Annotated in this window: 11 protein-coding genes; 6 read left to right on the forward strand and 5 right to left on the reverse strand. The window is 66.0% G+C overall.

Annotation, left to right across the window (positions count from 1 at the left end; all coding sequences use genetic code 11):
- The 5 genes from AC6CIE_RS25845 to AC6CIE_RS25865 form a co-directional block, all read right to left on the reverse strand.
- The gene (locus AC6CIE_RS25845) at positions 1–795 is read right to left on the reverse strand and encodes an OmpA family protein (protein ID WP_175125528.1); all 795 of its coding nucleotides are present in this window, start codon (positions 793–795) and stop codon (positions 1–3) included.
- 3 nt (positions 796–798) lie between these two features.
- Positions 799–1,782, reverse strand: a complete 984-nt coding sequence (tagF, locus tag AC6CIE_RS25850) for a type VI secretion system-associated protein TagF (RefSeq protein ID WP_175125526.1) — start codon at positions 1,780–1,782, stop codon at positions 799–801.
- A complete protein-coding gene (gene tssM / locus AC6CIE_RS25855; protein WP_255596227.1) occupies positions 1,779–5,543 on the reverse strand; it encodes a type VI secretion system membrane subunit TssM in 3,765 nt (1,254 codons plus the stop codon). Before tssM ends, tagF begins: the two co-directional genes overlap by 4 nt.
- A gap of 63 nt (positions 5,544–5,606) precedes the next feature.
- Positions 5,607–6,980, reverse strand: a complete 1,374-nt coding sequence (locus tag AC6CIE_RS25860; protein WP_498094595.1) for a hypothetical protein — start codon at positions 6,978–6,980, stop codon at positions 5,607–5,609.
- On the reverse strand, positions 6,977–7,831 hold the full coding sequence (locus AC6CIE_RS25865; RefSeq protein WP_105237410.1) for a M15 family metallopeptidase: 855 nt from the start codon (positions 7,829–7,831) through the stop codon (positions 6,977–6,979). Before AC6CIE_RS25865 ends, AC6CIE_RS25860 begins: the two co-directional genes overlap by 4 nt.
- 246 nt (positions 7,832–8,077) lie before the next feature.
- Here AC6CIE_RS25865 and AC6CIE_RS25870 point away from each other — a divergent pair, with 246 nt between their 5' ends.
- The 6 genes from AC6CIE_RS25870 to AC6CIE_RS25895 are packed head-to-tail and all read left to right on the forward strand — an operon-like array spanning position 8,078 to position 16,796.
- The gene (locus AC6CIE_RS25870) at positions 8,078–9,004 is read left to right on the forward strand and encodes a hypothetical protein (protein ID WP_498094597.1); all 927 of its coding nucleotides are present in this window, start codon (positions 8,078–8,080) and stop codon (positions 9,002–9,004) included.
- Positions 9,005–9,061: 57 nt separating this feature from the next.
- Positions 9,062–11,935: a type VI secretion system Vgr family protein gene (locus tag AC6CIE_RS25875; protein WP_498094599.1), complete on the forward strand. Its 2,874-nt coding sequence runs from the start codon at positions 9,062–9,064 to the stop codon at positions 11,933–11,935.
- Positions 11,932–12,912, forward strand: a complete 981-nt coding sequence (locus AC6CIE_RS25880; protein WP_498094601.1) for a DUF4123 domain-containing protein — start codon at positions 11,932–11,934, stop codon at positions 12,910–12,912. The genes AC6CIE_RS25875 and AC6CIE_RS25880 overlap by 4 nt, the downstream gene beginning before the upstream one ends.
- Positions 12,905–13,717 (forward strand): DUF3304 domain-containing protein, encoded by an 813-nt coding sequence (locus AC6CIE_RS25885; protein ID WP_498094603.1) that lies wholly within the window; start codon positions 12,905–12,907, stop codon positions 13,715–13,717. The genes AC6CIE_RS25880 and AC6CIE_RS25885 overlap by 8 nt, the downstream gene beginning before the upstream one ends.
- Positions 13,718–14,500, forward strand: coding sequence for a hypothetical protein (locus tag AC6CIE_RS25890; protein ID WP_286895814.1), 783 nt, complete (start codon positions 13,718–13,720; stop codon positions 14,498–14,500).
- Positions 14,490–16,796: a T6SS phospholipase effector Tle1-like catalytic domain-containing protein gene (locus tag AC6CIE_RS25895; RefSeq protein WP_498094605.1), complete on the forward strand. Its 2,307-nt coding sequence runs from the start codon at positions 14,490–14,492 to the stop codon at positions 16,794–16,796. Before AC6CIE_RS25890 ends, AC6CIE_RS25895 begins: the two co-directional genes overlap by 11 nt.
- Positions 16,797–16,821: the final 25 nt, after the last annotated feature.

Here is a 16,821-nt window from a genome sequence, read left to right on the forward strand (position 1 = left end):
TCAGCGCGCCGCGCGGAATTCGATCCGCCGGTTCTTGGCGCGGCCTTCGGGCGTGGCGTTCGTGGCCACCGGCTGATCCGGGCCGGCGCCCATCGCCTCAAAACGCGATGCCGGCAAACCCTTATCGACCAGATAGTCCCGCACCGCGTCCGCGCGCGCCTGGCTGAGCGCCAGGTTGGTGCTGCGGCTGCCGGAACTGTCGGTGTGGCCGATGATCTGGATCTTGTCGGCACGCAGCTTCGGCACGGCATCGGCCACCCGGTCCAGCAGCTCGCGGCCGCGTGCGGTCAGGCGCGTGCTGCCCGTCTCGAACTCCACCACGCGATTGCTGAGCAGGTTGTCCAGCACGTCCTGCTCGTCCTTGTCCGCCGACACGCGCAGGCCGTTGACGATCTTGTAGGTGGGATTGAGCGAGGTGGCGAAGGTGCTGGCGATCTGCTGGCGCGAGGCTTCGTTGTCCACCTCGCCGCGCAGCCGGATCTGAGTGCCGTCGATTTCCAGCTGTCCGCGGTTGATCTGCTTGAGCGGACTGTCCAGCAGCTTGCCGACGTGTTGCGACCAGTTCGGCGGGGCGACGACGCCGCCTACGTCGATGCGGTCGATCACATTGCCTACGCCATACACCTTTTGCAGCCGTTGCAGCACGTCGGCCTTGGTGGCTTCGTCCGGCACCGCGCCGCTGGCGACCACCTGGCCGGGTTGGGGGATGACGTTGGCGGGAACGACCGTCGCCGCGTCCTGGGCATGCGCCGCCCAGGAGCAGGCCGCGGCCAGGACCAGAGTGAGTGTGCGCATGTCCTAGGCTCCGATGAAGACTTCGCGGTAGGTCTCCAGCGCCTGGCGCAGGGACAGCCGCTGTTGATCCAGATAGCTCGACAGCTTGGCCAGACCGTGGCTGGCGCTGACGTGGTCGCGCACCCAGGGGGCGGCGTCCAGCATGATGTAGTGCTGCGACAGCGTCTGCGGCGTCGACAGCAGGGTGGCCAGCGTCTGCGGTGACGCGCCGCGAAACCCCACCACCAGCCGGTGCTTGCCCGCGATATGGCCGATGAACATGGCGATCTCGAAGTCGGCGCGGTTCAGGAAGGGCGCGATCAGCGTCATCCAGTACGTTGCCACCAGATTGATGTAGAGCGGGTCGTCGGGCAGGGGCAGCGCCAGTCCGGTGTCCAGCTGCGACGAGCCGCTGGACATGACCGGCGTGAGCAGGATGCCCAGCGCCAGCACGATGTCGTGCATGTTGGCGGCGTGGCCGTTGCTGCGCAGCATCGCTTCCACGCGCTCGAGCGTCTGCAGGTCGATGAAGGCGTCAAAGCCGTCGTCGGCGGCGGTGCGGATTTCGCCTTCCAGGCCGTTCAGCGTCTGCAACGCATCGGCGGGATCGCCTTCCTGCATGAGCTGCGACGCGGCAGCCCCCATGCGGTTCCACATCCGGCTGAAGGCCAGCGGACTGCGCGCAATGAAGTCCAGCGGGCGCGATACCTCGACCGAGGTCGCGCTGATGAACGGGAAGCGCCGTCCGGACTGGTCGCGGCTGGGCTGCAGATGGCCCGCGATGGCCAGCTTGCCGCGCGAACCCAGCACCGCGAAGGGCACCGGCTGCGCCTCGTCGTACAGCGTCTTCCAATGCGGATCCTGCGCCAGGATCTCCATGGTGTTGGCGACCCAGGCGTCCAGCGTCGCCATCAGCTGCGGGTGCGAGGTGTTCTTCACGAAGTCGCCACGCGACGGAATCTTGCCGAAGTAGGCCGTGCGGAAAATGGGGGACTGCGGATTGCTCATTGCTGCACTCCGGCAGCCGTCGAGGCGACGGAAGGTTGAGGGGAGGAGCCCGCGACCGTGGCGGGCAGACGCAGGTTGCGCAGGCCCTGGCTGCCGGGCTCGGCGCCGCCTGCGCTGGCCGCCTGGGTATTGCTGATGATGCGCAGGCGGACCGGGACGGTGATGTTGGACTTGGTCCAGCTCATTTCGAAGCTGCCGTCCTGGTTGGGCTTGCGCTGGGCGCCCGAGATCAGGCGTTCCAGGCCGAAGCGGCCGGGCTCGTTCACGATCTCGACCACCGTGCCGTCAAAGGCGGTGGCGGTGATGCGCGCGCCGGGTGCGCCCTGCGCGTTGGGCCACACGAAGTTGACCCATTGCGGCGGCGTGTTGCGGTAACGCAGTTGCTGGCCGTCGATCTCGATCGTGTACTCGGTGACGCCGCCCGCGGGCTTGGGCTGGATCTGGAACAGCGTCTGCGGCTGGCTGGCCGCGCCTGATCCGGCCGCGCCGCCCGACAGCGGCGCCACCCATTGCGCGAAGTTCGCGGTGAACGACGGCTGCAGGTCGATGCCCATGTCGCCCCACGTGCGGGCCGTGAGGATGTCGCCGCGGCGCACGGTGAGCGGGCCCAAGGTCTCATTGACGTACTTGGCGATGCTGCCCTGCGGACCGAAGACCTGCGCGATCTCTTCGCTGCTGGCCTCGATGCCGGCCTTGGTCGAGAACGGATACTTGTCGGCCAGGTTCTGCGTGAAGCCCTGATAGACCTGCGCGTTCCAGACCTTGTTCAGCTCGGTCTGCGCGGGCTGCATGGCGACGGCGTAGCCCTGGATCAGCGGCCGCACCAGCAGCGGGCGCAGCGTCTCGCGCTGTGCCGGCGTCAGGCCGGCAAGCATCTGCTCGTCCACCAGCTTGAGCGCGTCCGCCAGTTCGGAGTCCTTGCCTTCCAGCGTCTGGCGCATCAGCAGCAGGGCGCCCGGGCCGGGATCGCCCTGGTTGTTGATCAGGTTGAAGCGCGTCCGGATCTTGGACAGGGCGTTCATGTAATTGCCCAGCAGCGACTGGTTGTCGCGTTGGACCACCAGGCGCGCCACGTCGGAGAATTCGCGTCCCACCGGGCCCATCGGGATCTGCTCGCCGCCGGGCGCCGCCTCGGCCGGCTTCGGCTGGCCCTGGCGCAGAATCACGCGCTTGAACCAGGCGACGACGCCCGTCTGCGCCTGCGTGATGCCGGTGTTGATCAGCGACGGGTTGTCCCACGAGGTCTGTTCGTACGTGGTGTTGATGAGCTTGACCAGCGGCGAGTTCTGCGGATCGCCCAGGCGGTTCATGCCTTGCACCGCCTGATCGAAACTGGTGAAGGGCTTGATGGTGACCCCGCGCAGCATCTTCTGCCATTCCTGCGCGTATTCGGTCTTGTACATCGTGGCCAGGCTCTTCTGGATCTGTTCGGGGCTGCCTTCCAGCGTGAGATCGTCGCGCGCGTTCACGCCCAGCACCCAGTCGCTGGTCTGCACCTCGCGGCGCGCGGCTTCGCCGATGGCCGGCTCGATGTATTGCTCCCAGGCCTCGCGCGTGAACGTGCCCGGCACGGCGTAGCTGCCCGCCACGACCGCGGCATCGGCCTCGCCCATGATGCGGGCGACGGTCATCGCGGGGAAGCGCGTGGCGGCGCGCGCCTTCAGCGTGGCATAGGCGCGCTCGCGCGCCGGCATGCCCTGCATCACGCTGCGCAGGTTGCCGCGCGTGCGTTCCACCATGGCCAGATTGGTTTCAATCTGCGGCCAGTCCGCATCGGCGGCTCGCGCCACGTAGAACGAGATCAGGCGCTCGGCGCTGCGGATCAACTGGTCGCGCGGCATCGCGCCCCGGTTGGTTTCCAGCCATCCGCGCCAGAATCGGGTGATCTGGTCGGACAGATGCGTGGGATCCACGTGTTCGCGGTTTGCCATCATCAGGTACGTCTTGAGCGCGTTGTAGGCGTCGTCGACGTTGGTGGGCGAGGCGTCCTGGAACAGCGTGTTGCCGGCATTGGCGCTCACCGGCTGAGCCTGCGGCGGCGCCGTACGCGGCGCGCCGCCCGCGGCCGCCTGCGACACGTCCACGCGGCCCAGATAGTCTTCCAGGCTGGCCTTGACCGGCACCAGCATGAACTGGCGCAGACCGTTGTAGTACTCGGCCAGCAGGCGCTGCTTGAGCACGTCGCCCTGGTACAGACCCAGCCCCAGCGACAGCGGCCGGCTCGTTGAATAGCGGTCCAGCTGCTCGATGCGATCCTGCAGGATCTCCATGGCTTCCAGGCGGCTCTGCAGATCGGTGCGTTCGCTTTGCAGGCGCACCACCTTGTCCAGATCCGCCTGAACATTGCTCGCCAGTTGCCGGTTGCCCAGATACGACCAGCTCCAGCCGCCCAGCACCAATCCCAGCGCCAGCACCAGGCCGAAGAAGGTCAGGTAGCGCATGCGGACCTTGTTGGGGCTGGCGTGCTGGCGCACCAGCTTCTTGTCGGCAAAGATGACGTTGGAAAACAGGTCGCGCAGGAAGAATCCGTTGTGCGACGTCACGCTGCGCGCCGCTTCGCGCGAGGCCGGCCGCAAGCCGAAGCGCGCCGCGAGCTTGTCGGTGGAGGTGCTGCGCGACGCGCCTTCCTGCAATGCGCTGGTGAAGTAGAAGCCCCGGAATACCGGCTTGTACTGGAACGGGTTCGTCTCGAACAGCGTGGACAGGAAGGTGCGCAGCGCCGGCTTGATGCCCGCAAACTCCAGCGGGAAGGTCAGTAGCCCCGGCGGCAGGGCCGCATTGCGGCGCAGCGAGATCTGGGCCGTGCCCATTTCCTTCAGGCCTTCATACAGCTCGTCGAAGCGCTCGTCGAACAGCGTCAGCACGTCGCGGCTTTCGTCCGCGCCGTACGGCAGCGTCGCGCCCCAGACCCGGTCACGCTCGCGCGCGTCGGCATCGGCGAAGAATTCGGAAAAGCCTGCAATCAGGTCAGCCTTCGTGAAGATTACATAGACCGGCGCAAACACTTCCAGCCGGTCGGTCAGTTCCTGCACGCGCTGGCGCAGGTTCTTGGCCAGGTTGATGGCGAATTCGGGGCCCGCGTCCGTCAGCTCGCTGATGCTGGCCGCCACGATGATGCCGTTGATCGGCGCCTTGGGGCGATGGCGCTTGAGCAGGTCCAGAAAGCTCATCCACTCGTTGCGGTCCTCTTCGTGCACCGAGTAGCGGCCGGCGGTGTCCAGCAGGATGCCTTCGGTGGTGAAGAACCAGTCGCAGTTGCGGGTGCCGCCCACGCCGCGCACGGCGGCGCCGTTCTTGTCGGCAAACGGAAACTGCAGTCCCGAATTGATGACGGCGCTGCTCTTGCCCGCCGCGGGGTTGCCGATGACGATGTACCAGGGCAGCTCGTACAGCGCCTCGTTGCCGGAGGTCTGGCCGATCTTGGAGGTCTTGATGGTGCGGACCGCCTGCGTCAGGCGGGTGCGCAGCGCCTCGATTTCGCTGCGGTTGGCGGCGGGGCTGGCGGCCGCGCCCGTCTGCACCTGCTGTTCCAGCATGTCGCCCAGCTGCTGGTTGGCCCGCCGCGTGCGGCGCCGGCGCCAGAGATAGACGCAAAGCCACAGAAGCAGCAGCACGCCCAGCGCCGCGCCGGCCCAGGTCATGGCGATCTGCATCGTGTCGGCGAACAGGAACAGGAAGACGATCAGCGCGATCAGGCCGATGAGCATGAAGGTGCGTGGGTTGGCGAATACGCGTCCACTCCAATAGCGCACGTCGCTCATGGCGCTGGAAAATCGAGAAAGCAATCCTGATGGGCTACGCATGGTTTTCGCTTTTGTTTTGGGTCAGGCGGTGGCGCTGGCGGCCGGTCGTGAGACCAGCGCGGCGGCGCGCAATGCGGGGTCTTGCAGGGTAAGGGTCAGCACGGGCTGGTCGAACTGCAGGCACGTTTCGCAGGCCACGGCCAGCGTCAGCAGCGACGCCGCCGCGCCCGTGTGGCCGCAAGTCATGCCGACGGCCTGGCAGTCCTTTGCGGCATCCAGATGGTCGAAAACCTGCGATGCCACGTTCAGCGGCTCAAGCGGACGGGCGCCGCGGTGATCGCCATCGCTGACGATGCGGCCGACGGCGCCGGGCTCCACGGCGGCGGCTTGCAGCAGGTCGCGCGCCAGGTCCGCCAGCGACGCTTCGGCCAGGGCGCCGCGCGCGTCGGCTGATTTCTGCCGTTGCAGCATCGGCGACAGCGTGACGTGGAATTCGGCCTGCGCATCGGGCGGCGCCAGCAGCAGGCCGGCGGCGGCTTCGCCCGGGACACGGCCCTGCGGATTGGCGTGCGTCAGCAACGTGGCCAGGCCGTCCCAATGGGCGACCTGCTCGGCGTCGATATAACCATCGCCGGCCAGCACGATGCGCCATTGCGGTTCGGCGCGGGCATTAGCTGACTCGGCGGTGGGCTCGGCGGCAATCTGGCGCAGCAGGTGGTCGGTGGCCATGCCGTCGCGTGCGGGATGTTCGGTGGTGTGGATGCGCGCATCGGGCCAGGCCCCCGCAGCCGACCGCACTGCCGCGAGCGCGCGGTGGCGCGCCGCTTCGGACCACGCCGCCGGCACGACCACGTCGAGGTGCAGGCGGGGCCAGTCCGCTTCGCGCGCGGGCACGTCCAACTCGGTTGCGCGCGCGTGCGCCTCATGCGTCAGCACCTGTGCGACATCGGCCAGCATGGCCGTCACACGCAACGTGGCGGCGGCCAAGGCGTCAGCGGGCGCGCCCCGGTCCCGCGCGGCGGCATACAGCGCCATGTCGTCCATGCCGGCCACGCGCGCGGCGAAAATCGGATAGCCCTGCGGCGTCTTCAGTTCCGCATCGAGTTCGGGCCGCTTCTGCTCGGCCAGCGCTTCGGCGATCGCCGCGACATTCTCGCCCGGCGCGGCGCGCGCGGCGGCCGCGATCAGCCGTAGCGCAGCGGGCCGGGCCGGCGCGTCGGATTGCGCTTCCGTCTGCGCCTGTGCGGGCGCCGCCTTGGGCGCGCGGGCAGCACGCACCATGCGCGCCCCGATCCAGATCGCGGCCAGGATGGCCAGCGGCAACGCAAACAGGTACAGCCCGATGTCCACGCCGGTGGGCAGCGTGCGCGACTCCTGCCACCAGATGATGACGGCCAGCCACACCACGGCGAACAGGGCCAGGACGAGCCCGCCTTTCTTCAGCACGCGAATCATTGTTTCGCGGCCTCCCGTGCGCGTTGCATGACGCCGGGGCGGCGCAGCTCCACGTGGCCGAAGTCCATCATCTTCCAACGTCCGCCCCAGGTCAGGCCGACGAGCTCGGCGGTCTCGCCGAACAGCTCATAGCCGCGCATGGCCCAGGGGTCTTTTTCCGAAATCACGATCTTGCCGTCGCGATAGAACGCGCTGTCCGCGGCCAGACCGAACTGGTGATAGCTCTGGAAGGCGCCGGCGTTCGTCACGTGCGACCCCATGCCTGCCAGTTCATCCTGCCGCTCGGGACTGCGGTAGCCCTCGATCAGGGTCATTTCATAGCCGTGCTGTTCGCGCATGATGCGATACGCCAGCAACAGCCGCTGGCGGAAATCGGCATCCAGAAGATCCCAGTTACGGCTTGCGCCGCCCAGCTTCGGACGCACTTGTTCGACTTCGCGGGTGGTGAATGCTTCAGGGGGCAGGGCGGCGGGCGGAACCAGTCTTTCGCCCTCCAGCAATGCCTGGATTCGGCGGTCCGGACCGCTGGTTGAGGCGCTGTAAACGAATGTGTGATTGTGTCGCATCAAGAAAGCAAACAGTGACGGAAGCAATACAACTGTCAGCCCGATTGCGACCTGCCACCGATACCTTCCAACCCATTCGAACGAGGCGCCGAACCCTTTTCTTATCGCGCCGGCCGTGCCGCCCACGGCGCCGCCGGCCTGGTTGGCGCCACGCGTCGCGCCCCGTGCCACGCCCGCTACGCAGGCGCGCATCCCCCGCACGGCGCCTTGGCGCAGTGCGGGAAAAAACAGGAGAGCGGAGACGCCCACCGCCAGCAAGAAATACAGGGGCAGAAGCAGCAACAAGGCAGGTCCCTCATGTGAAGGCGTAATCTTTTGTTTTATCCGCGCATGAGGCAAGCGATCCGGCGTTGCAAACCGCGTCGGAGGCTTAGAAATCGTAACAAGAATCGGTGTCTGAAAGGGGTCGATCAGGTATTCTCGGCGGGCTTGGTTACAGGGGGGCTGCACACGCCTCCTGCTGACACGGGAACCCGCATGGCAGAAGAGAAAGAACAAGCTCGCCCTACGATGACCGCGCCGAGTCTGCTGATGACCTCGACTGCCGCGCGTGGCGAGGCCGACTCGCCGCGCATCCTGGCCGCATTGGAAGGACGCGCGCCGGAAGCCGAGGTCAAACACATGGCAACGCCGCGACGTTCGCGCGCGCGGCGCTGGACCGCGCTGTTACTGGTGCTGTTGTTGTTGGCGGGCGGCATCGTCTGGGTGACACATGAGGACGACGCTGCGCCGATGATGGCGCGGGCACCGGCGCAGGCGCCTGCCGCCGCGCCTGCGCTTGCGAATGCGTCTGTAAACGCGCCGGTGCCCGCGCCAGCAACCCCGCAGCAAGCCGCACTGTCGCCGTCGCCGGACTCGGGCAGCAACCCGCTCGGCACTTTGGAAAAAACACCCGACGTCGCCACGATCATTGACGAGTCGCCGCCTGCACGCGATGCGGACGTGGGCCGCGGCGAGCCCGAACCGCTTGGCGAGCCGGCCAATCCCTTGTCCATGCTGGCGATGACGCCATCATCGGCGCCCGCCGCCACGTCTTCGCTCGCAACCGCGGCGGCGCCGGGCCCCACGCGGCAGGCCGCGGAGCGGCTAGCGCAACGCGACGGTGCGTCGGGCGCCGCTGCGTCGGGCGCCGCTGCGCCGGGCGCCGCTGCGCCACGCGCGGTGAAGTCCGCGCCCGCCGCACCGCGCAAAAGCGCCAAGACCGCCGATAAGGATGCCGCGCTGTTGTCGGCGCTGATGGACTACGGGTTGCCGCCTGCATCACCGCCCGGAACGCGTGTCTACAAGTCCGACGGCGTGTTCATCCGCGAGATGCCGGGTTCGCCGTTGTCCGAGCGGTTGAAGGAATGCCGCCGTTTGAGCTTCATCGCAGGTGAACAATGCCGCCTGCGCGTATGCGCGGGTCAATGGGGCACCGCACCGGAATGCCCGACCCCGCAGGCCAATATCGAACCTTGAATTCTTGCCGGCTCGACGATGCCGGCGCCGCCCACGTTCCCATGAGGTTTTTCTTCCATGGCTGTCAACGCTAGCAACGGCAGTTTCAGCGCCGAGTCCCGTCTTTTCCGGCTTGATGGCGAGGGCGCGATGTCGTCCCTGCAGGTCGAAGGCTGGATCGCGCGCGAAGGCCTGTGCACGCTGAGCGAGATGCGCGTGGTGGCGTTGGCCGAAGATGCCGCGCTCGATCTGAACGACATGGTGTCGCGGCCCGCCACGCTGTGGACCACGCGCGCCGACGGCACCGAGGCCGGCCGCAGCGGCGTGGTGCGAGCCGCCGAGATGCTGGGCGGCAATGCCGGCATGGCCCGGTATCGCCTGACGCTCGCGCCCTGGTTGTGGCTTGCCACGCAGCGGCGCGACAGCCGCATCTACGAGAACCAGCCGGTGCTGGACATCGTGCGCCATGTGCTGGACAGCTATGAGGGCTATACCTACAAGGTGGCTTCCGATGTGGAAGATCACCTGGCCGGCCTGCCGGCGCGGCCCTACACCACGCAGTACCGTGAAACCGATTACGCCTTTCTGTCGCGCCTGCTCGCGGAAGCCGGTTTGGGTTGGACCACCGTCGAAGACGACAGCGCACCGTCGCGCCACGCGGTGCTGATCTTCGCCGACAGCCGCAGTCTGGCCGAAGACGCGGAATCGGCGGGTGCGGGCGTACGGTTCCAGCGCGCTCATGCGAGCGAATCGCGCGACGGCGTGCAGGCCATCGCGCGCCGCATGCGCCGCACCGTGGAGAAAGTGACGGTGCTGGCCTGGCATGAAAGCGGCAAGCACGCCATCACCGGGCAGGCCTTGGCCGGCCCCGCCGATGACGCCGCGGACGAACGGGCGCTGGAATGGTTCGAGCCGCTGGGACACGGCGGGCTGCTGAACCAGGCGCACGCCCAATTTCAGGCGAACCTGCTGATGCAGGCCGCGCAGGCCAGCGCCGAGACCTTTGTCGGCCGCGGCACGGTGCGCACTTTCCGCTCGGGCACGCGGTTCACGCTGCAGGAGATGTCGCCGCTGGGGCCTTCTGGCGAGGCCGGGTTTGAGCCGAACTTCGCACTGGATCGCGTGGAGCACGCGGGGGTGAACAATCTTCCCGGACAGAACGACGCCAGCCTGGCGGACAGGCTGGGCGCCCTGGACGATTTCCTGTGCTTTGAAGACGGGGCCGAGGACGACGGCCATGCGATGCACGGCGATGCCGATATCGGCGTGGGGCGCCCCGAGGCGGCCGTGATGGCGCGCGCGCACGAGGTCGGCTACGCCAACCGGTTCTGCGCGGTGCGCTGCGACCGGCCGTGGCGCGCCTTGCCCGCTGCGGCACGCGGCGCCAGGCTCGCGGGTGCCCCGTCCGCCGTCGGCGTCCATACGGCCATCGTCACCAGCGCCGACGGCGCGACCGAGGCCAGCGGTGAGGACGAAATCCATCGCAACGCGCGCGGCGACGTGCGTGTGCGCTTCCATTGGCAATCCGACGGCGAGGGTCTGGCGACAAGCCGTTGGGCGCGCGTGGCGCAGCGCCAGGCAGGCGCGGGTATGGGCATGAGCTTCGTGCCGCGCATCGGGCAGGAAGTGCTGGTGCGATTCCTGGACGAAGACATCGATCAGCCTCTGGTCGTGGGCGCGCTCTACAACGGGCGCGGCGAGGGCGGCATTCCGTCCACGCCCGGCGGCAAGGCGGGCGAGCCGATGAACACCGAGGTGTACGCGGCGGCCATCGACGGCAAACCCAGCGCGCAGGCCAACCTGGCCAGCGGCAACGCGCCGGCGTGGCACGGCGCGGCCGGCGGCGACGATCAGCACCGCAACGCAGCCGCGTTGAGTGGCTTCAAGAGCAAGGAATTCGGCGGCGACGGCTACAACCAGATCGTGTTCGACGACAGCGATGGCCAGCTGCGCATGCAGATCAAATCCTCGCTGGCGGCCAGCGAATTGAATCTTGGCCATCTGATCCACCAAAGCGGCAACTATCGCGGCAACGTCCGCGGCGTGGGCGCGGAACTGCGCACCGATGCGTTTGGCGCGGTGCGCGGCGGGAGCGGCGTGCTGCTGACCACCTACACCGCCGCCGGCAGCGAGCCCGCGGGCGATTCGGCGGGGCCGCTGGCGCTGGCCGGGCAGGCCGACATCATGGCGCAGTCGTTCGACGGCGTGATCGGCGCCCATCAGGGCGTGCGGCTGGCCTCGGCGCGCGGCACGGCCTCGGCCGGCGCGAGCCGGCTGGACGGCGAACGCGCGCCGCTGGCCGCCATGACGCACGCGGTGTCGGGCACCGTCGCGGGCGAGGCCGTGGGCGGCGCGGCCGGCGACGCGTCGGCCAAGCACACCGAAGTCGTCGACGGCAAGGTGCCGCACCTGACCGATCCGCTGGTGCTGATGGCGGGACGCGCGGGGCTGACGCAGGCGGCGGGGCGCAATGTCCAGGTGGCGGCCGGCGAGCTCGTGCATTGGTCGTCGGGACAGGACCACAACCTGGCCGTCATCGGTTCGCTGCGTGTGCATACCGGCCAGGCGCTGGGCATCGTGGCCGGCGTGCAGACAGGCGGCGCGGAATCCGGCCTGGACCTGATCGCCGGCACCGGCGAGGTCGATGTCATTTCGCAGCACGACACGTTGACCGTGCAGGCGCAACAGGACCTGCGCATGGTCAGCGCCAACGCGGGCATCGAGTACGCGTCGCCGCAGCGCATCCGCATCGCCAATGCGGCGGGCGCCAGCATCGTGATCGAAGGCGGCAACATCACCGTGACGGCGCCGGGGCGCATCGATGTCAAGACCGGCAACAAGCAGTTCGCCGGCCCGACGCAGATGCCGTATCCGTTCCCGCAATTCACCGTCTGCAAGACCTGCATTCTTGACGCTCAGGAAAGCGTGCAGTCCATCACCGACAAGGCATGACGGCGATGCAATATTCCTGGCAGGACGCGCTGCTGTCCACGTTCGCCGAATTGCCCCATCATCGCGGCCCGTATGGCGAGGCCGCGCGCGCCTATGTGATCGTCGACTTCCGCGGCCACCCGGACCTGCTGGCGCGGCTGACGGCCACCGAAGACCTGAGTTTCGGGTCGGTGTGGGCGCAGACCGGATTGGACATCTACGGCGACGTGGCGCCGCTGCTGATCGAAGTGGACGGCGCGTCGCAAGGCGTACTGCGCGGGCCGCGCCATGGGGACTTCAGCACCGTGCTGGTGCGCGTGCTGGAAGCCCTGCACGAACGTTCCGGCGGCCGCTACGCGATGATGAGCTTCGCGTCGGCCGTGCCGCTGGAGAAGCTGATCGCGCACTTCGGGCCGTTCTGCGACTACGCCTTGCCGGACGCGAGCGAGTTCTTCCTGCATTGGTACGACAGCCGCATCCTCGCGCGCGTGTTGCAGGTCTGGACGCCAGAGCAGCGCGCGCGATTCGCCGGGCCGTTCGTCACGCTGCGCTACGCGCTGCGCGATGGCACGCTGGCTGAATTGCCGGGCGCGGGCAGGCTGCCCGCCGCACGGCCGGAAGGTATCGAAAAATTCTCGCCTGAACAGCACCAGATGCTGTTCGATCTGGACTACCCCGACAAGCTGGCGGTGCAGTTGCGCCGGCTTTATCCAGACATGCTGCCCGGCAATCCCGATCAGGACACGTTGGTGCTCCGCGTGCAGAAGCAGTTGGAACGTGCCCGCGCGCACGGCGTGGCGGGAGATAAGGACACGTTCGACTACGTCGCCTGGGGCGTGGCGATCTCGCCGCGCTTCGATGAGCATCCCTTGATCGCCGATGGGCTGCGCGCCTATCGGCCTGGCGCAGAGGGCGGGCTGGCGAAAGCGCTGGAGGCGGTGCCGGATGCGGTGTGGGATGCGGTGCATCGGGCGGGGAGGGATCGCGGCGATGCGTAAAGCACTTGCCGGCATGCTGCTTTGGTTTGGCCTGTTGACTGGCTGCAACGCAGAGCCCACTTATCAAGGGGTGAGCGTCATCACCTACAACTACACGCCCTGGGATCTTGAGTCCGTTCAAATAGCCGATGCGTTTGGCGGTGTGGCCGCAAGCGGCATGATTCCATCAGGGGGTGGCGAAGGAAGCGTCTCGTGTTGCTATTCGCTGAAAGGTACTGACTTCAGGATCAAGTGGAGAGGGGGCGACGCCGATTTGATGCGCAAGCATATGTACGACGGAAAGTTCGATGACGTGATCTTCACCAAAGAGACGAAGGCGCGTCTGCAAGATCAGGGGCCGCCTCCGGGCGATGGACCCGTCATATTGGAATTGCACATCTATCCGGACGAGCACATGGAGTTGGCCCTCAGCCGTCAACTGTTGGGGCAAGTCAGGATTCCCATCGTTGAAACCACGCGCTGGCTATACAAGCATCACAAGGAAGAACTCGAGAATTACAGAAGCATTCACGAGCTGAGGTATGTGCTCGCGAAGGTGACAAAGCAGGCTTGGACGCGTTATCGGATTGAGGACGAAGGGGACATGCGGGGCTACATGTATCTCTATTTTGTCGTCGCTTCGGATTTCGACAAGGACGCGCAGATTGCGGCCCTCTTGAAGGACCCGGCTCGAAAGCCCGGCGCATTTGGCAGCGCGGTGATGTCGTTGCCGGCAGAGAAGATCGCGCAGTTGAAGGCGGCTGGTGCACCACGTGGAGATAAGAATGTTGGAAGTGGGTATGGCGGGACAACTCGGGAGCGATGAATGCGTAAGGGTTTGATCGGAGTACTGCTGTGGCTGGGCCTGTTGGCGGGCTGCAATGCCGAACCTACCTATAAGGGGGTGAGCTTCATTACGTACAACTACACGCCATGGAACCTGGAGCCCGTTCGCATCAGCGATGCATCGGGTCGCGTGGCAAGTTCCAGCACGCTCCCATCGGGCGGCGGCGAAGGAAGCGTCTCTTGCTGCTATACGTTTTCGGGTACGGAATTCAAGGTGAAATGGAGCGGAGGCGACCCCGACGTGCTCCGCAAACACCTGTTCGACGACAAGTTCGAGGAGATGCTCTTCAAGAAGGAAACGACGGTGCACTTCCCCGCCACGAAAGTGCCCGAAGGGGATGGATCGCTGATTCTGGAGTTGCACATCTATCCGGATGAGCACATGGAGCTCGCCTTGAGCCGCGAGTTGAAAGGGCAAGTCAGAATTCCGATCGTCGACACCACTCGCTGGTTGTATGGGAAATACCGTGACGAGCTTGTGGGGTACAAGGATGCAAGCTATCTGGCCAACGAAGTTGCCAGGGTCACCAAAAAGGCGTGGATGTCCTATCGACTTGAAGACGCCGAAGACTTGCGGGGTTATATGTATCTGCACTTCATTGTGTCTTCCGAGTTCGGCAAGGACCCCGATGTGGCGGCGGTGCTGAACGCCCCAGACCGCAAGCCCGGCGACTTTGGCCGCGCCGTGGCCGCCTTGTCGGAAGAGCAGATTGCGCGGATCAAGGCGACCGGCAAGCCGGCGGGAGGAAAGCATGTCCAGTGATCAGCTTCCGGAACAGGATAGAACTCCCGCATCGGTGTTGAAGGCGATGGCCGAGAATGAGGCGGCCTATCCCAAGGACTCCTGCACGGAATGCGGAATCACATTGCGGATGGGATTCTTCTTCGACGGCTTCGGGCGGAACAAGGATCTGGATAAGGAAAACCCCACGTTCCTGTCCAACGTCAGCCGGTTGTGGATGGCGCACTACAACGCAGGCAACAAGCCCGTCACGAACAAACAACGTTGGTATGGGTTTTACTATTCCGGCCTTGGCATCGATCTTAATGAGGGCGCCAAGGAAAATATCCTCGTCAGCGCGCTTACGCTTGCCGGCGGCAAGATGGTCGACAAGGCAGTCTCCAGTGCGCAGGATGCCGCGAAGAACATTACGCGTATTGATGAAGTGCCCGATGTGGATGTCTCGGGGCGCGCAAAATCGGCTGTCAAGCAATCCATCAAGGATGGGTCCTTCCACCCGATGGTGAAGGCATACAAGGACGTCGTCAAAGACGTCCAGTCGCTTCCCGAAAAGACGGTAAGAATCTGGAATGCCCTGGATCCCGAGCGAATCCGCAATCGCACAAAGGCCACCGTTCGCGGCTTCTGGTCGGATTTCAAGAAGAATCCGCTGAAGGTTGCCTGGACTGCGGGCAAGAACGCCGCCAAGGCCACGTTACTGGAAGGCGTGCCGGTCGTCCGGGACAATGCCGCCGTCGCCGAATTGATGGGAACGGGCGTTGATACGCGTCTGGACGCGGCCAGGCGTCAGTTCGAGCAGGCCTATCAGGCGGAGAATTCGGGCACGGAAAAAGTCGTGCGTATCGAGATCTGCGTTTTTGGCGCCGATCGTGGCGGGGTGATCGCCAAGCAGTTCATCAACGATATCGTCAAGAAGTACAAGCGCCGCCACGACACGGATCTGGCCATCCCGGGAAAAGATGGTGCGCCGGACGCAAAGATCGTCATCCGGTTCCTGGGGCTGTTCGACAGTGTCGCTTCCATCATGGAAGAAAGCTGGTTCCTCGAATTCATCCCCTTCACGGATCTGATCAAACAGACGCACAAGGACCGCACTCTGACCGTACCCGCCGCTGTGGAGAAGGCCGTGCATTTCGCAGCGGCGCATGAACTGCGCCGCAATCAACGGCTGGATTCCCTGGAAAAGACGCGTGGTCTGCAATATCTCTATCCCGGCTCGAGCGGAGATGTCACCGGCGTGGCCCCTCTGGGGTCACTGGGCACTCGCGCATCGCTATCCCGGGTTCCCTTGCGCGAGATGATGAACCTGGCGCTCGCGCACGGCGCCGCAATGCATAGCATGGAAAGCCTGGTGGTCCGGGATCTGGCGCTTTACCGGATGCTGAGCCTGGCCGGCTCGATCGAAGACGAAGGCCAGACCTATCACGTTCAGGAACTGGTCGACGCCTACCGGGATATCGTCAAATACGAACCCGGCTGCGATTTCGCGCCGCACATGGAAGTTTTTCTGCGCTGGCTGGCGGTGCGTTATCAGGACCCCGTGTTTCGCGCCGGGATGTCGGACCCCGCGGAAGCGTGGATCAAGGACCGGGACTTCTTCACGCCGGAGCAGGAGCTCGCAGAAGAGCGCAGGCGTTTGAGCATGCTTTCGCGCGAGGAGCTTGCCAAGCCCGAGACCACGGCGCGTGCGCGGGAACTGGAAGCACTTGCCAACGAGCGCCGCGAGCGCGCCAATGCCAGCCGCGGCGAAGCGCCGCCGCAGCGCTTCCTGCCGCTGTGGGAACGCCTGGAAGAAGAGTACAAGGGCTTGGAAGAAGCCGAGCGCCAGGATGCGGCGACGGAGCAGCGGCGGCAGGACATGGAACGCAACCACCCCGAGCAGCTTCGCACCATGGAAAGGTGGGAGCAGGATACGATCGCCATGGAAAACATGCGCCTCGGCAAAAGGCCGGGCGACGCCGATTATGTTCAGTCGCTGCCGGACCCGTTTGCCGACATGAAGGCCGATCGCGCGATGCAGCAGCGTCTGCTGACCGCCTGGCGCGATGCGCGCGACGGCAAGACGCAGTTGCCGCCCAAGGTCATGACGCTGTTCGACTGGCTGGTGCATGACGCGATGTTGAGCAGTTGGCCTGACCATCTGCTGGCCAGCACCCGGATGTATTTCCGAGTGCGCGACAAGGATGTGTTCGGCAAGACCGATGCGAAGGCCGAGATGGATCAGCGCGCCAAGGATATGAAAAACGCTGAAAAGGTGGAGGCAATGGCCGCGCGCAACGAGCAGAACATCCGGCAGATGACGCCTGCGCGGCCCTGAACGGAGGCGTGTTGGTGATGGACAA

This window comes from Achromobacter sp. GQ309 (genome assembly GCF_059759315.1).

What these genes read in the sequence shown, in the direction of transcription:
- AC6CIE_RS25870 (WP_498094597.1), top strand. Translation starts at nt 8,078, where the DNA reads ATGACCTCGACTGCCGCGCGTGGCGAGGCCGACTCGCCGCGCATCCTG.
- AC6CIE_RS25845 (WP_175125528.1), bottom strand. Translation starts at nt 795, where the DNA reads ATGCGCACACTCACTCTGGTCCTGGCCGCGGCCTGCTCCTGGGCGGCG.
- AC6CIE_RS25860 (WP_498094595.1), bottom strand. Translation starts at nt 6,980, where the DNA reads ATGATTCGCGTGCTGAAGAAAGGCGGGCTCGTCCTGGCCCTGTTCGCC.
- AC6CIE_RS25885 (WP_498094603.1), top strand. Translation starts at nt 12,905, where the DNA reads ATGCGTAAAGCACTTGCCGGCATGCTGCTTTGGTTTGGCCTGTTGACT.
- AC6CIE_RS25875 (WP_498094599.1), top strand. Translation starts at nt 9,062, where the DNA reads ATGGCTGTCAACGCTAGCAACGGCAGTTTCAGCGCCGAGTCCCGTCTT.
- AC6CIE_RS25880 (WP_498094601.1), top strand. Translation starts at nt 11,932, where the DNA reads ATGACGGCGATGCAATATTCCTGGCAGGACGCGCTGCTGTCCACGTTC.
- tssM (WP_255596227.1), bottom strand. Translation starts at nt 5,543, where the DNA reads ATGAGCGACGTGCGCTATTGGAGTGGACGCGTATTCGCCAACCCACGC.
- AC6CIE_RS25890 (WP_286895814.1), top strand. Translation starts at nt 13,718, where the DNA reads ATGCGTAAGGGTTTGATCGGAGTACTGCTGTGGCTGGGCCTGTTGGCG.
- tagF (WP_175125526.1), bottom strand. Translation starts at nt 1,782, where the DNA reads ATGAGCAATCCGCAGTCCCCCATTTTCCGCACGGCCTACTTCGGCAAG.
- AC6CIE_RS25895 (WP_498094605.1), top strand. Translation starts at nt 14,490, where the DNA reads ATGTCCAGTGATCAGCTTCCGGAACAGGATAGAACTCCCGCATCGGTG.